The sequence below is a fragment of the Thalassotalea sp. ND16A genome (assembly GCF_000764205.1).
Classification (GTDB): domain Bacteria; phylum Pseudomonadota; class Gammaproteobacteria; order Enterobacterales; family Alteromonadaceae; genus Thalassotalea_A.
The window spans coordinates 1-14,245 of the sequence record NZ_JQDZ01000047.1; the positions used below are offsets into that span (position 1 = coordinate 1).

A 14,245-nucleotide genomic window follows, 5' to 3' on the forward strand; every position below is an offset into this window, starting at 1 on the left:
TGGCATCGAAGATGGAAAAATAGATTAATTGGAGGGGTAAATCCAAACTGGCGAGATTTATACCTTGATATTATTTGAGTTTATTTTTGCTAGCCACAGCATGCGTCAGGAGGTTGCGGCCTGCGCCGCAATGACGGTGTGTTTTTTCTAGATTAAGTGGTGTATTGTACGGCTCTTAATCGCTATAACCAGCCGTTGGGCTGGTTAATAATTTGTAAAGTTACTATATCTGATGTTATTGTAAAAACACAAGTTTTTAGCAGTCGTCATCGTCTGCGATGAGCGATAAGGCGACATAAGCCTTTGAATGTAAACTCTGAATTTCTACCAATTACATGCAGATTTCTTCTTTTAATAAGTTGTAATGTTGCTAAAGGATTACCGTGAATTATTCTAGGATAATGTTATTTTCAATAAGTATTTACTTTTTGTTGGTGTTAGCATCAGCAATCGCCACATTATCAGTTGGGGCTGGTGATGCGACTCAAAGCACTTCTTTCCTCGTGATAGTAGAAGTTCTTGGATTCATCATATCTTTGCTCGTGTATACATACCTCGCTTATAAGCAAGTAGCTAAAACTTATCAACATGCTTTTTACGTTGCTATCCTTTTTTGGCTAATTAATTTAGGTTCTAGTTGGTTAATGAATATCTTTCTAGACATACCTATTGTTGCACTAGCGTTCTTATTTCCTTTTTTACTTAGTGTAATTGCAGTTTTATTGGGTACTGTTTTAGGAATTCAGTTACGCCAGAAATTAAATAATGATGTAATCGCAATTTAACAAAGCATTTAGATGGGGCATTATCCTACTTCCGCTATTGGCACTGACTTGACCATAAGCTGTTGAAAAGGTTATGGTCTCCTTAGAGCGATCAACGGTCGTTTGTCAAAAACAATTATTAAAGGATTAATACCATGCTTAAATCTATTATATTAACTCTTACTTTATTTTCTGTTAGCTTTAGTAGCTTTGCCGAAAGTAAATATGATTCGAACACAACAAATCAGATTCAATCTATTTTTTGGCTTGATGTTGACCAAGATGAAGCCATTATCTATGCCAAGTTTGAAGCTTTCTTTTCATTAAAGTCGTTCATTGATGATGTTATTTTAACTGCACCGTCTAATAAAGTTACATCTTTTGATGGTACAGATAAGCTACTATTGATGTTGCACGAAAAACAAGAAATAGTTGAAGTGTATTTTTCCGAGAAAAGTATTATTTTGGATGGAATTTCTTACTCTGCAAACCCAGAAAAATTATCTCACTTCAAAGAGCTGAACAATTTCAGAATTGACAAAGGCGACAGCATTACTCATCAAGTATTAAATATGGCTATTAAAAACTATGGGTTAAAAGCCCTGGCTGAATAAACATCTAGCAAGATTAATGCTTGTAACTTAAATAATTTTAAAGCTCACGGGCCCGCTGCGAGCGATAAAGAGACAGTCCCACACTTATAAAAAATGAACCAATTTAAAAGGTTACTGACTAACAAAGGACTATTTTAGAAAAGGAATATTTACATGAAATGGAATTTATTCATCATATCTTCACTGTTCATTACTGGTTGTGCCGCCCCTCCCGATGGTATCGAAACAAGTAATGTTGAAGCCTCTGGTGCAGCAACAATCATTGCTCTAGCAATGACGCCACATCAAAAAAATAGAAATCACATTGCGGATAAAAAACAGAGAGATAAATGTGCGAATGCTCGTTTAGAATTGGCTGTTGCCACAGAAATAAAGGAAGAAAAATTAATAACTCAATACCAAAGGGACATTGAGAGACTTTGCATTAAATAAGGATATAAAAATGAGAATAACTAAAACATTAATTTTACCGTTAGCTTTAGTATGTTTGGCAATCAATGCTAATGAAAACAATATTTATATTACAGGCTCAATATTAAATTCAGACGTTGAATTAGGTAAACACACTGAAAGTGATACTGGGTATGCAGTGGGGCTAGGGTATAGATATAATACATCTTTCGATTTTGAAGTTAATGTATATGATTTTGGGGAAGTTGATTTCTCACAAGACGTTGATAAAGCTCACTTTGAAACTAAAGGATACTCAATAGCAGGTATCTATAAATATCCTATTGGAGATTTGAAGCTATTAGCCGAGGTGAGTTATTTATGGTTTGAAAAAGATGGGAGTTACACAATATCTAACGCTAATTATGACCTTTCAAGTGACAACAATAATATTGCTTTTGGAGCGGGACTGTCTTATCAAATATTAAACTCATTTGAAATCAAAGCTCAGTATACAATTGGGTCGGATATCGAGTGGGCAGAAATAGGTTTTAATTTTTCTTTCTAATAAATTTGGCTAATGTCACAGCGTGGCATTAGTTGAAATAAACTATAAACATCTAATGGCGGCTATTGGCACTGTTGAACCGTTCAATGAATTAACGTAATGTAATCAAAAGCTCACAGGCTGCTGCGAGCGATTAAGAGACCTATACAATATGAGAAAAAACACACCGTCATTGCGGCGCAGGCCACAACCTCCCTACGCATGCTGTGGCTAGCAAAAATAAGCTCAAATAATATCAGGGTATAAATCTCGCCAGTTTGGATTAACCTCTTCAATTAATCTATTTTTCCATTTTCGATGCCACTGCTTTAATCTCTTTTCTCTTACAATCACGTTTTCCATGTCGTTGAATAATTCAAAATAAACAAGTTTTGTTAAGTTGTATTTAGCACTATAGCCACCAATAAGCTTTTCTTTATGTTGGTATATTCGTTGAACTAAATTGCTTGTTACGCCAATGTACAGAACTGTATTGTGAACATTAGAAATAACATAGATTGCGGGTTGTTTCATGATTGAATTCCTTTTCAATAAATGAAATTTAAGTGTAGCTTAGTTAAAATTAGTTTGAGGAAGCGATTGTTTATAGGCACGCTATATCCGAATGGAGGTTGCGGCCTTCGCCGCAATGACGTGGTTAATTGTTTCTAAGTATGCCCTGATATTGGAAGGTTAAACGTCTCTGAATGGCACTGACCTGCCCCATAGAAAAATACCGGCTTTCGCCGGTATGACATTTACTTTTATCGTTGTATTGGTCACGGCTTGGCACTTATGCGAGTCCAGCTATGAAAAATGCAATTCTAATTTATGGCTCTATAAGAAGAATTTAAACTAATTCACTTTAAGCCAGAAGATTTACATTAGCTGACAAAAATCGCTTTAATACGTTCTAATAATTGACTTTCACTTTCTTGTAAAACACCACAACCGAGCCATTGTTTAAGCTTGCTGGTTAAATCAATATCATCACCTTGCATCATTTTAGAAGACAATAAATTAACTTGCACTTGCATACGTTCATTGGCCAGTTCTTTCGGTGAGTCGACATTGGCGATAATTTCAAGCTCTAACGTTACCTGTGCTCTAAGCTCAGAGTTTGATTCACTGCTAATGGCTTGGGTAATAGATTTTTGCCAGACATTGCTTAAACGCTGATATTGCTCAGAACCTTGTAGCTGTGCTACTGATGTTGTCGCCGATGAGCTAAGCAACGCAAACAAATCCTCGAAAACTTGCTGTTTTTTATTGTCTTCGGCTTGTTGCAATTGCAATCTCAATTGCTTAACACTGTTTGAGGCTTTGTTGACTAAGTCTTTATTCATCGGCTTTAATGCTTTAACCGCATCAATAAAGCTTTCAAATGCAGTCATTAATTGTCGCAATTCTTGTTCTGTTGCTGCATTAGTCAGTTGCTCATTTAAAAGATTAAGCTGCTGATTAAATTCAGTAACTTGCGCACTAATATCGGCTTGTTGCTGCTCTTGTATATCATTTCGTTTAGCAAAAATTTGATCATTCACTTTCCGAAATGTCTGCCATAAGCTGTTTTCTTTATTGGGGCCGGCAAAACCAATATCACGCCATTTATTTTGTAACGTTTTTAATTCATTAATGGCGGCAAAAACATCTTCATTGTCTAATTGCAGCTTGGCCAAAGCAACCAAGTTTTGCTTGGCATCAGCATTTTGTTTCTGAAATTTATGAATGCCAGTTTTTATCGGATCAACCAATTTTCGAAAAACTGGTTGGATCTTCTGATATTCACTGCGGTCAACATCACCGGCGTCTCGCCAAGACGACTGTATTTTGTGCAGGCGGTTATCAATTTGCCGCCAATTAACTTCTTCGTGTTGGCTGTCTTCTAATAACACCGCAAGTTTGCTTAATATTTCTTGCTTAACTTGCAAATGATTGGCCCTGATCTCCCCTTGCTCGGCATAAAATGCTCTACAGGGAGCAAAGGCTTCTTCACAAGCTTGGTTAAAGGCGTCATTCAGCTCTTTATCCAGAGATTCGTCGGCGTGGCCTAAACTATTCCAATGTTTTCTGAAGCTTTTTACCTGTTCAGCTTGCGCTTGTGGGTTATCCAAAGGGCTAGTGATTAATGCTCTGATTTTTTCGAGCAACTCTTGCTTTCTTGGGGTAACAACAAAAGACTCGAGTTCATGTAATTCATCGATACGTTTGCTGATGCTTTCAAAATCATGAGCAATTTTTAACTGTTGTTCAGCCGATAAGTCATTGATCAGAAACGTCAATTTTTTATGTAAACCAAACGCTGATTTATATTTTCCATTGGCGACTAAACGTTTTAATTCAGATATTTTCTTACGAACATGATCGGCCGCATGATGCTGCTCTTTAATAAGAGGTTTCAGTGCTGCTAGCCAAGTAAATTGTAATTGATCACGTGCGGCAATTATCGAATGTGGTAAAATATCATTGGCTAAGGCATTGATTTTTTGCCATTGCTTTTGCCAATCATCAAATATTGGTTTACGTTGATTAAGCTCTTCAATCGTTGTCGGCAAAGACAAGGTGGACAGCTTTGAAATCAACCCTGTTGCACTACTTACACATTCAGCAACTTGCGGTAATTGATTTAACTTATTCTGCAACTGCTCGATTTTCTCTAATAACGCTTGTTGTTCAGTCTTTGTTAACAGAGAATCTTGGCCAGCAACAATTAAAGCCTCTAATTGCTGGCTTACTTGTGGTTGGTCGAGCTCAATGTTTTCAAACACGGCATCACTAATTTGCTGTGAAATTGTTTGGATCACATTGGCAAATTCTGTACTTTGCGCCAGTTTCTTAGCATCTTGCTCGGCAATAAACTGTTGATGGCGATACGCTTCTTCGCGCGCGGCGAAGTGCTTTTTCAAGCTTTGGCTAATATCATTATATTTATCAACAAATATGGTTTGTTCATCGGTCGCTAAACAGTCTAATTCTTGTTCAACTTGCAACCACTCATGTTGTAGTGATTCCTGACGCTGTAACATTAACGCATAATCTTGCAAATCTTTTAGTGCTAATAATTTAGATAACAGTAACTGGATTTGTTTACGAAGTTTTCCAGGTTTTTCCGCTAACTCACGCAAATTTGAGATTTTACCGATTAGCATGGTTTTGAATTCAGAGTCGACTGCTTTTTTCGATAATTTCTCTAATAAATGCAAATCGTCGATACGCGCCAAGATCTCAGTTTGCAGATCAATATTGTCACTTTTGATCATAAACTGGCCGAGTAAATTGGGTTTATTTACTTTTGCTAACAGCCCTTTTAGTAAACTGTGATCGTGTTCTATCAGCAACCATTGCTCAAGAAAGGCTATTTTTTCACAACGGTTTAAATAAGCATGTTTTTGCTCAGCAGAAACATTTTGGTTATTTAAGATCTGTTGTTGTACTCGTTCTAAAGAAAATTGGCGAATTGCCGGCAAAGAGTTATCAATACTGGCATGTAGGAATACAGAATATTGATTGAGTTTCAATAATGCCGCACGACGCACCAACTCGCTGATGTCATCGTTAACAAGGCGGTTGAGGATCTCAACATTGGCAGTTTCATTTAACTCAAAATTTTTAATGGCTTCAATACGGACGTTGGCATCTTTATGCTGCCACTTGGCTTTAAACAGTTTATTTAAGATCATAAATCGGTGAACCTGGCGATATCTTCATGTTGGGGATTATTATTTTCACGAGCAAATTGTTTAAACTGGCGCTTGAGCTCGGCTTTACTTTTATTAACAATTTCACCATCACTACCAATGGTTAATATATCGTCGCTATTTAAATGACGTGCCTGATACGCCATGGATAGTTGCATGGCTGAGTCACGCTGAGCCTGGTCAACTGGCGTGCCTTCTGGCCATTTACCCGTTTCGGCAGCATGTTTTAAACGTTCGTACATTTCCATCGACATGGTGTCGACAACATCATATAAATTCATTACAACTCTACTTTCGTTTTAACCAAATAATTCTGGCTCGGTTTAATATATACCAGGCAAAACCGATTACGGCTGAACCTGTGGCTAAACTGTACTGCCAAGACGTTGGCTCTGGCTCGCCCCAAAACATAAAGCCAAAACCACCACAAAACAATAACATTGCAATCATCGACTGATTCATCAGTTTTTGTGACTGTTCAATTTTGCTTATTTTTTGCATCGACAATCGTTGCTCTTCGCTCATATCTGCCAAAACACACTGACAATGTTGACAAACAACAGCTTTTGACGATATACGTTTTGAACAACTGGGACAATTAATTAATGCCATAATAACCTCTTAACTTTGAGCGTTTAATTTTACAAAAAAAAACGCCCTTGCGGGCGTTTTTTTCAATTTATTTTGATATTTTATTAAATAAATCAAATATTGAAGCTGATTAACCCGAACTCGGGTTAGCTACTTTAGTTTTTCTTCCCATAATTCGGCATTTTTAATACCCAATTTTTTCGGATCAAAGGTATATTTTTCAACACCGGCTTTGCGTTGCTGCTCATAATCTTTTAATGCTTTCAGTGCAGGCTTGGCCAAATACCAAATAATTAATATGCCGATAATGTTCAACCACGCCATTAACCCTACGCCAATGTCGCCCATGCCCCAGGCTATGTCGGCCGTTTTTACTGTTCCATAAAAGGTTGCACTCATAATGATGGCTTTTAATAAAAACGTTAAGCCAGGTAACTTTAACGTACGGTGTATGTAATAGACATTATTTTCGGCGATAAAGTAATAAGCCAAAATCGTCGTAAATGCGAAAAAGAATAACGCGATAGCGATAAATGGTTTACCAATTCCGGTAAACACACTTTCAACCGCCATTTGCGTAAATGCCGGACTGTTGATTATCACATCGGCGGCAACATTTTGTACCAGAAACGCCTGACCTTCCGGGTGTACATTGTAAGCACCAGTGATCAGGATCATAAACGCGGTAGCGGAACAAACAAACAAAGTATCAATATAGACAGAGAATGCTTGCACCAGGCCTTGTTGGGCAGGATGTTCAACTTCAGCGGCAGCGGCGGCATGAGGACCCGTACCTTGGCCTGCTTCGTTAGAATAAACACCACGTTTTACGCCCCAGCCAATCGCTGCACCTACACCTGCCATCGGACTAAATGCATCACTAACAATTAACATGAATACACCGGGAAGTTGATCTATGTGTAACCCGATGATCACCAATGACACTAAAATGTACGCCAATGCCATAAACGGCACCACAATTTGAGTGAAATGTGCAATACGTTTAACGCCACCAAAGATGATAAAGCCAAGCAATAACACAATAGCGGTTGCCGTGTATATTTTGGCGTAACTGATTTCACCCAAAGAGGTCATCATGGTGCCACCGGTACCAAAGGCTTGCTCTACCGCTTCGCCAATGCCATTCGATTGTACCATTGGCAACATAACACCACAGGCGATAATGGTAGCAATAGCGAATGTCCAGGCATACCACTTCTGCCCCATCGCTTTTTCAATATAATAAGCGGGACCACCGCGGTAAGAGCCTTCGTCCTTTTCTTTGTATATTTGCGCTAATGTGGATTCAACATAGGCGGTCGATGCCCCTAAGAAGGCGACAACCCACATCCAAAAAACAGCACCGGGACCTCCAAAGCCAATGGCGGCAGCGACACCGGCGATATTACCCGTGCCCACACGGCCAGAAAGAGATACGGCTAATGCCTGAAACGACGAAATACCATGCTCTGAACTTTTGCCTGATAGCAGTAAACGATACATTTCGCGGAAAAAACGAACCTGTACGAAGCGTGTTTTAAATGAAAAGAATAAACCCGTGCCTAAACAAAGGTAAATTAACGCTGGGCTCCAAATGATGCCATTTAGAAAGTTAACGAACTCTAACAAAATAAACCCCTAAAGTTATTGTTTTATATAATAAAAAAGAGTCATAAGTTATGACTCTATTTTACATTTTATTGTTATTACAAATTTATCTTAAATCATCTACAACATGATAGATAGCAGTTAATGTATCTCGACCCAAGATTGCACTGCGACTGTCATTCCAACCAACGATAGGATCAGGCAACAAATCATTATCCTTAAATGGCATTTCAACCGTATAGGCCAAACACTTAAATTGCTCCCCTACCCAATTTGCACCGACGGTTAAATTGGCTTTCCCTGGTTCGTCTTTATCATAACCACGAGTATCTTGAAATTCTGGAGTAATGGCTAACAACACATCTTTAAATTTATCTTCCAGCGCTTTATGGCGATCATCGTACGACGGAATGCCTTCACAACCAGCAACAAAGTTGACCGGCAGAGCTTCATCACCATGAATATCAAGGTGCATATCAACGCCAACTTGCTTCATTTTTTCGGTCACTAAAAATACTTCCGGACTTTTTTCCATTGACGGATTTAACCATTCCCTATTTAAGTTAACACCGGCCGCGTTTGTTCTTAAATGGCCACGATAACTGCCATCTGGGTTCATGTTTGGTACCAAATAGAATACGGCGCTGTTAAATAATGAACGGGCTGTGCCATCATCTTCATCAAGCAAACGGTCAATAAACCCTTCCATAAACCATTCCGCCATTGTCTCCCCTGGGTGTTGACGGGCAGTAAGCCAGATGTTCATCTTGCCTTCAGCCGGCTCGCCAATTCTAAGCAAGCTCATATCTCGGCCGTCAAGGGTTTGTCCTAACACTTCTAACTGACAATCCGCATCAAGTTGAGCCTGATGAATTAAATCTTGATGACGTTCATAACTGTAGGGTGCAAAGTAGGCAAAATACATAGAATCGAATTCAGGAGTTACCGTGATGGTTAGATTTTGGCCATTAAAGGTAGTGGGTACTCTAAACCAGGTAATGCGGTCATAAGAGGCTACGGCTTGATAATCTTTCCAACCCTCAACATAGGCAGACTGTCCGGCATTGGTAATCGTTAATACATGTTCACAATGATCATTGTTGTGCAGTTTAAAGTGAAACCATTGATAAAATTCAGACTGGTGATCATGTTTTATCTCTAACTGAATATCGCCAGGAGACTCAGCTTTGATCACTCGGATATTACCGCTATCAAAATTTGAAGAAATTTGCATAGTTTACTCTTTTGGTTGGGTTTAGCGTTTATTACTGAACGCTATAACTTAGATTTAATCAACTTGGTATAATTGTACACAACCGAGTGCCAGATCAGAAGTAGAAGGTAATGATTTAATGCCGATTTCATTTTTTGCTTGATGATTAAATGACTAAATTGTAAAGCAAGCGGTACTGACCCACCCTAGCCTTGCTGTACATGGTGTGTAATATGAATTAATTTTCAACGGCTGCGCAAAAACAAACCAAGTTCTGTTGAATAGCCCATTGAGCGGTGTTGAATTTGATTATTGGCGACCACGTAATAACTGGGATAGGCGGAAACCTGATAGGCCTTTTTGACTTCTTCATTGCCATAGACAATGGGCAAAGATAGATGCAAATTTTGCGCGAAATCTTTAACTTGTAATGGATTAACGAAATCTAAAGCGACAGCAACAACATTAATTTCATCGCTATTTTCATGCAATTTTTGTAAATTACTGATACTCATTTTGCAGATTGAACACCAGGGCGCAAAAAAATATAACACGGTTTTCTTACTGTTATTGTTTTGCCCGTCAAATAAATACGTCTTTTGATTGTTCAGAGCGGTTAACTCGAAGTTTGGCGCAGTATCATTATCCCAACTGGATAACATACTTGACTCACGTACCATCGAAACCAAATTAAAGACAATAACAATAATAAAGAGTTGCAGGATAAAACTTTTCAAGGCGTATGCTCATTTTAAGTGATTTAATCATAAGACCATCGATGGAGTGAAATTATTTCCTGGACTGAAGCATAATTAAAACTTTAATTTACAGGATTTATACCATCCATGGTAATTCTAAGTTAAATCATCCTTGATTTAAAAACAAAAAATTGCTCCTCGACAATAGCTCCTGCATTGTTCTACTACAGTGCAACCATACACAAATGCATTTTTGTCATTAAGGCCGTCCCGCCAATTGCTCCCTGCATTGATCTAATATACAACGTCCTTGTTGAACATGGCCAAAAAAAAGCGCTAGAGGAATTCCTCTAGCGCTTTTTTTATATTTATTAATAAATTAAGCTTTCGGTAAATTTAAGAAATTTACACCAGCCATTTTGTGCATTACTTTCACAACCTGACAGCTATAACCAAACTCATTATCGTACCATACGTATAATACAGCTCTGTCGCCATCAACAATTGTTGCTTGTGAATCAACCACACCCGCATAACGTGAACCGACTAAATCGGTAGATACGATTTCAGTTGACGCGGTGTAATCCACTTGTTCACGCAATGGAGACTCTAAAGAAATACCACGTAAGTAATCATTTAATGCTTCACGATCTGTCGTTTCTTTCAGGTTTAAATTCATGATTGCCATTGAAACATTTGGCGTTGGTACGCGAATAGCATTACCGGTTAATAAACCTTTTAACTCAGGTAAAGCTTTAGCAACCGCTTTGGCAGCACCCGTTGACGTAATAACCATGTTTAGTGGAGCACTACGACCACGGCGTTCTGACTTGTGGTAATTATCAATTAAATTTTGATCATTGGTGTACGAATGAACCGTTTCAACGTGACCATTTTTAATCCCGAACTTATCGTTCAATGCTTTAAGTACCGGAGTGATAGCATTGGTTGTACAGCTTGCTGCAGAGATAATAGTATCTTCATCTAAGATCATATCCTGGTTAACACCATAAACGATGTTTTTGATATCACCTTTGGCAGGAGCAGTTAGTAATACTTTGCTCACGCCTTTAGATTGTAAATGTTGACCTAAACCGTCTTCATCAGACCAAATACCTGTGTTATCAACAACTAATGCATTGTTGATACCGTATTGAGTGTAATCAATTTCAGCAGGAGATTTAGCATAAATCACTTTAATGTAGGCACCGTTAGCACGGATTGCACCTTGCTCTTCATCGACCGTGATGCTGCCATTAAATGCACCGTGAATTGAATCACGACGTAATAAAGAAGCACGCTTCTCAAGGTCGCCATCTTTACCTGGGCGGATCACAATGGCACGTAAACGCAAGTTAGCCATTGGGCCAGTACGCTCAATTAATAAACGCGCCAAAATACGACCGATACGACCAAAACCGTACAATACTATGTCTTTTGGCTCTGCCTTATCCAGCTCTTGTAAAGGCGCTAATTCTTTTTCAAGGTATTGCTCAACGCTTAACTCGTTTGCTTCACCCTGGAATAAGTAACGGTAAGCCAGTTTACCTACATCGATGCTTGCTGGTTGTAATTCCATTTTGCTTAATGCTTCAACAAACGGGAAACTCTCACGTAAACGTAATTTGGTATCTTCATGAATACCAACATATTTATGTGCTTTAATAATATCAATGGCTGAAGCATTCACTAAAGTGCGACCGTATACCGACACTTCTACACCGTAATTGCGGTATAACTGGCCAATAATGGGTTGCATTCTTTCAGCGAAATCTTGGCGTTCTTGCCAGCTCTTTTGATAAATTTCCTCGTGTTGAGAAGTCATTAGGTAACCTTTAATGTTAAAACTAAATAAAATAGAAATGAATGTTCATCCAGAACATTCATTTCTGTCATAAAATCGGGGGTATTGTAATAGAAGTTGTAACTTTTCTCTAGCACTTACAAAATGATTTCAGCAATATTTATTGAAAAATTTTTCAAAGTTTGCGGAATATCAAAATTTAGCGCGAGAAATAGACAAAAATGTGCAAGATTAATGGGTAGGTGGTGTTAACCGCAATCGGCAAAAGAGTCTAGTCTGAACTTGCAAAGTTCAGACTTAACGAATTAACACAATATCGTTTAAATGTTGGCTCTGGTCCATCATCAAAGACGTGTCCCAAATGCGATTGACACGAATTACAGCGAATTTCAGTCCGCGTCATACCATGCGTATTATCTGGCAGGTATGCAACTCTCCCTTCAATGGCCAAATTAAAACTAGGCCAACCACAACCGGATTGAAATTTACTGGTGCTGTTAAACAATGGTTGCTGGCAGCACGCACAAGTGTAAGTGCCCTGCTGCCAATGTTCACAATATTTACCCGAAAAAGGCGCTTCCGTGGCGCCTAAACGGCATACTTGAAAAGCCTCCGCCGATAACACCTCTTTATATTTATCATCTGTGTTCATCTTATCGCTCCCGGGTAGAAAAATTACATTCCTTATACTTGCACAATATTTCTGTCTTTAGAACTCCATTGTACATGAAACTTTTGGCCGTCTGGTTTATCAATGCGAGCAAAAGTGTGAGCACCAAAATAATCGCGCTGCCCCTGTAACAAATTTGCCGGTAACACCGCACTCCGCATAGAATCATAATAGCTTAACGATGCTGAGATTGCGCCAATCGGTATGCCCATCATCGTCGATTTGGCTACGGCAAAGCGCCAGTTTTGTTGGTACTTACTTAATTGCTCACTAAAAAATGAGTCAATCAGTAAGTTTTCCAAATTCGGCTCTCGGGTAAAGGCATCGGTAATGGATTGTAAAAATACCGCCCTGATAATACAGCCTGAACGCCATATTTTGGCAATAGAAGAAAAATCCAGGTCCCAGTTATGTTCGGTACTGGCAAGTTTCATTAATTGGAAACCTTGTGCATAAGCACAAATTTTTGCGCAATACAGGGCATCATGAAGCTGGTTTATAATTTGTTGCTTTTCTTTTTCATCAATGGTTTGCGTCATAGGTCCAGTCAGAGTTTGCGCAGCACTACCGCGAAGCTCTTTAAAGGCTGAAATAGAGCGAGCATACACCGCCTGCGAAATAGTTGGTGCCGGACAGCCAACTTCGAGCGAGCTTACCGCAGTCCATAAGCCGGTACCTTTTTGCCCGGCTTTATCTAAAATAAGATCAACCAGATGCTGATCGCTGTCTTGTTCTTTATGACGTAGCACTTCTACTGAAATTTCCATCAGGTAACTGTCTAAGACGCCTTCATTCCATGTCTCGAAGATATTGGCAATTTCATCACAGCTGAGCTTAAGCCCTGCTCTTAACACATGATACGCTTCACAAATCATTTGCATATCCGCATATTCGATACCGTTATGGACCATTTTTACATAATGGCCAGCCCCTGCCGGGCCAATATAGTCTGCACAGGGGTCTCCTTGTGTCACTATTTGCCCAGGTTTGCTACGTTCTATTGGCTTGCCGGTAACACTGTCTACTTTGGCTGCAATTGCACTCCAGATTGGCTTCACACGAGTCCAAGCATAAGCCGAACCACTAGGCATTAACGCCGGTCCAAAACGAGCCCCTACCTCACCACCGGAAACCGCAGAAGAAAAGAAGATAAAATTGTCACGATATTTTTCTTCTCGACTGACCGTATCTGTCCATAAACTGTTGCCGGTATCAATGACAATATCATCAGGTTGGATACCTGCTCCAATTAGGTTTTGGCACACTTGATCAACCACCTCACCTGCCGGAACAGATAGCACAATAAGGTGTGGTGTTTTCAATTGAGCCAGTAACTCAGTATATGAAGAACAACCAATAACCCTTGGTTGCTGATTTTGATTTTCTGCTGCATCTTGTGCTATCAGCGCAGAAACTTTCTCATAGTCTAAATCAAACGCGGCCACTTTATAGCCATTATCGGCTAAATTTAACACTAGGTTTTTCCCCATCACACCTAGGCCAATAAAGCCGATGTCACATTTTGTTGAATTTTCTGGCATTTTCTAGGTTTCCATTGAAACAGCGATATTTTGATGTTACCGCCGTGAATATCTTTTTATGTGTGTATTCTGCCACACATAGCAAATTTATGTAATATTTACGTCAT

The 14,245-nt window shown here is 39.0% G+C and carries 14 protein-coding genes; 4 read left to right on the forward strand and 10 right to left on the reverse strand.

The window, feature by feature from the left end; genetic code table 11:
• Positions 1-434: 434 nt before the first annotated feature.
• The 4 genes from ND16A_RS11435 (at position 435) to ND16A_RS11420 (ending at position 2,336) form a co-directional block, all read left to right on the forward strand.
• The gene (locus ND16A_RS11435; RefSeq protein ID WP_235282059.1) at positions 435-785 is read left to right on the forward strand and encodes a hypothetical protein; all 351 of its coding nucleotides are present in this window, start codon (positions 435-437) and stop codon (positions 783-785) included.
• Positions 786-919: 134 nt separating this feature from the next.
• On the forward strand, positions 920-1,378 hold the full coding sequence (locus ND16A_RS11430) for a hypothetical protein (RefSeq protein WP_033077179.1): 459 nt from the start codon (positions 920-922) through the stop codon (positions 1,376-1,378).
• Between the two features lie 153 nt (positions 1,379-1,531).
• Complete coding sequence (locus ND16A_RS11425) at positions 1,532-1,810, forward strand: hypothetical protein (protein ID WP_033077180.1); 279 nt, start codon at positions 1,532-1,534, stop codon at positions 1,808-1,810.
• A gap of 10 nt (positions 1,811-1,820) precedes the next feature.
• A complete protein-coding gene (locus ND16A_RS11420; protein WP_033077181.1) occupies positions 1,821-2,336 on the forward strand; it encodes an outer membrane beta-barrel protein in 516 nt (171 codons plus the stop codon).
• A 225-nt stretch (positions 2,337-2,561) separates the two neighbouring features.
• On the opposite strand, the gene ND16A_RS11415 is transcribed toward ND16A_RS11420, so the two are convergent.
• From ND16A_RS11415 to gndA, 10 genes are all read right to left on the reverse strand, one after another.
• Positions 2,562-2,849, reverse strand: a complete 288-nt coding sequence (locus ND16A_RS11415; RefSeq protein ID WP_033077182.1) for a GIY-YIG nuclease family protein — start codon at positions 2,847-2,849, stop codon at positions 2,562-2,564.
• A gap of 350 nt (positions 2,850-3,199) precedes the next feature.
• A complete protein-coding gene (locus tag ND16A_RS11410) occupies positions 3,200-5,995 on the reverse strand; it encodes a DUF349 domain-containing protein (protein ID WP_033077183.1) in 2,796 nt (931 codons plus the stop codon).
• Positions 5,992-6,294, reverse strand: coding sequence for a YeaC family protein (locus ND16A_RS11405; RefSeq protein ID WP_033077184.1), 303 nt, complete (start codon positions 6,292-6,294; stop codon positions 5,992-5,994). Before ND16A_RS11405 ends, ND16A_RS11410 begins: the two co-directional genes overlap by 4 nt.
• A 7-nt stretch (positions 6,295-6,301) precedes the next feature.
• Positions 6,302-6,625, reverse strand: a complete 324-nt coding sequence (locus ND16A_RS11400; protein WP_033077185.1) for a Zn-ribbon protein — start codon at positions 6,623-6,625, stop codon at positions 6,302-6,304.
• 129 nt (positions 6,626-6,754) lie between these two features.
• Positions 6,755-8,233, reverse strand: coding sequence for an alanine/glycine:cation symporter family protein (locus ND16A_RS11395; RefSeq protein ID WP_033077186.1), 1,479 nt, complete (start codon positions 8,231-8,233; stop codon positions 6,755-6,757).
• 85 nt (positions 8,234-8,318) lie between these two features.
• Complete coding sequence (locus ND16A_RS11390; RefSeq protein WP_033077187.1) at positions 8,319-9,446, reverse strand: M14 family metallopeptidase; 1,128 nt, start codon at positions 9,444-9,446, stop codon at positions 8,319-8,321.
• A 224-nt stretch (positions 9,447-9,670) separates the two neighbouring features.
• A complete protein-coding gene (locus tag ND16A_RS11385) occupies positions 9,671-10,162 on the reverse strand; it encodes a TlpA family protein disulfide reductase (RefSeq protein WP_033077188.1) in 492 nt (163 codons plus the stop codon).
• A gap of 340 nt (positions 10,163-10,502) precedes the next feature.
• Positions 10,503-11,948: a glyceraldehyde-3-phosphate dehydrogenase gene (locus ND16A_RS11380; protein WP_033077189.1), complete on the reverse strand. Its 1,446-nt coding sequence runs from the start codon at positions 11,946-11,948 to the stop codon at positions 10,503-10,505.
• A 250-nt stretch (positions 11,949-12,198) separates the two neighbouring features.
• Positions 12,199-12,579, reverse strand: coding sequence for a peptide-methionine (R)-S-oxide reductase MsrB (gene msrB, locus ND16A_RS11375; RefSeq protein ID WP_033077190.1), 381 nt, complete (start codon positions 12,577-12,579; stop codon positions 12,199-12,201).
• A gap of 32 nt (positions 12,580-12,611) precedes the next feature.
• Entirely contained in the window at positions 12,612-14,138 is a 1,527-nt protein-coding gene (gene gndA / locus ND16A_RS11370) for an NADP-dependent phosphogluconate dehydrogenase (RefSeq protein WP_033077191.1), read from the reverse strand.
• Positions 14,139-14,245 lie beyond the last annotated feature (107 nt).

Coding starts and splice junctions, on each gene's coding strand:
- ND16A_RS11430 (WP_033077179.1), top strand. CDS start 920: ATGCTTAAATCTATTATATTAACTCTTACTTTATTTTCTGTTAGCTTT.
- ND16A_RS11425 (WP_033077180.1), top strand. CDS start 1,532: ATGAAATGGAATTTATTCATCATATCTTCACTGTTCATTACTGGTTGT.
- ND16A_RS11420 (WP_033077181.1), top strand. CDS start 1,821: ATGAGAATAACTAAAACATTAATTTTACCGTTAGCTTTAGTATGTTTG.
- ND16A_RS11415 (WP_033077182.1), bottom strand. CDS start 2,849: ATGAAACAACCCGCAATCTATGTTATTTCTAATGTTCACAATACAGTT.
- ND16A_RS11410 (WP_033077183.1), bottom strand. CDS start 5,995: ATGATCTTAAATAAACTGTTTAAAGCCAAGTGGCAGCATAAAGATGCC.
- ND16A_RS11405 (WP_033077184.1), bottom strand. CDS start 6,294: ATGAATTTATATGATGTTGTCGACACCATGTCGATGGAAATGTACGAA.
- ND16A_RS11400 (WP_033077185.1), bottom strand. CDS start 6,625: ATGGCATTAATTAATTGTCCCAGTTGTTCAAAACGTATATCGTCAAAA.
- ND16A_RS11390 (WP_033077187.1), bottom strand. CDS start 9,446: ATGCAAATTTCTTCAAATTTTGATAGCGGTAATATCCGAGTGATCAAA.
- ND16A_RS11380 (WP_033077189.1), bottom strand. CDS start 11,948: ATGACTTCTCAACACGAGGAAATTTATCAAAAGAGCTGGCAAGAACGC.
- msrB (WP_033077190.1), bottom strand. CDS start 12,579: ATGAACACAGATGATAAATATAAAGAGGTGTTATCGGCGGAGGCTTTT.
- gndA (WP_033077191.1), bottom strand. CDS start 14,138: ATGCCAGAAAATTCAACAAAATGTGACATCGGCTTTATTGGCCTAGGT.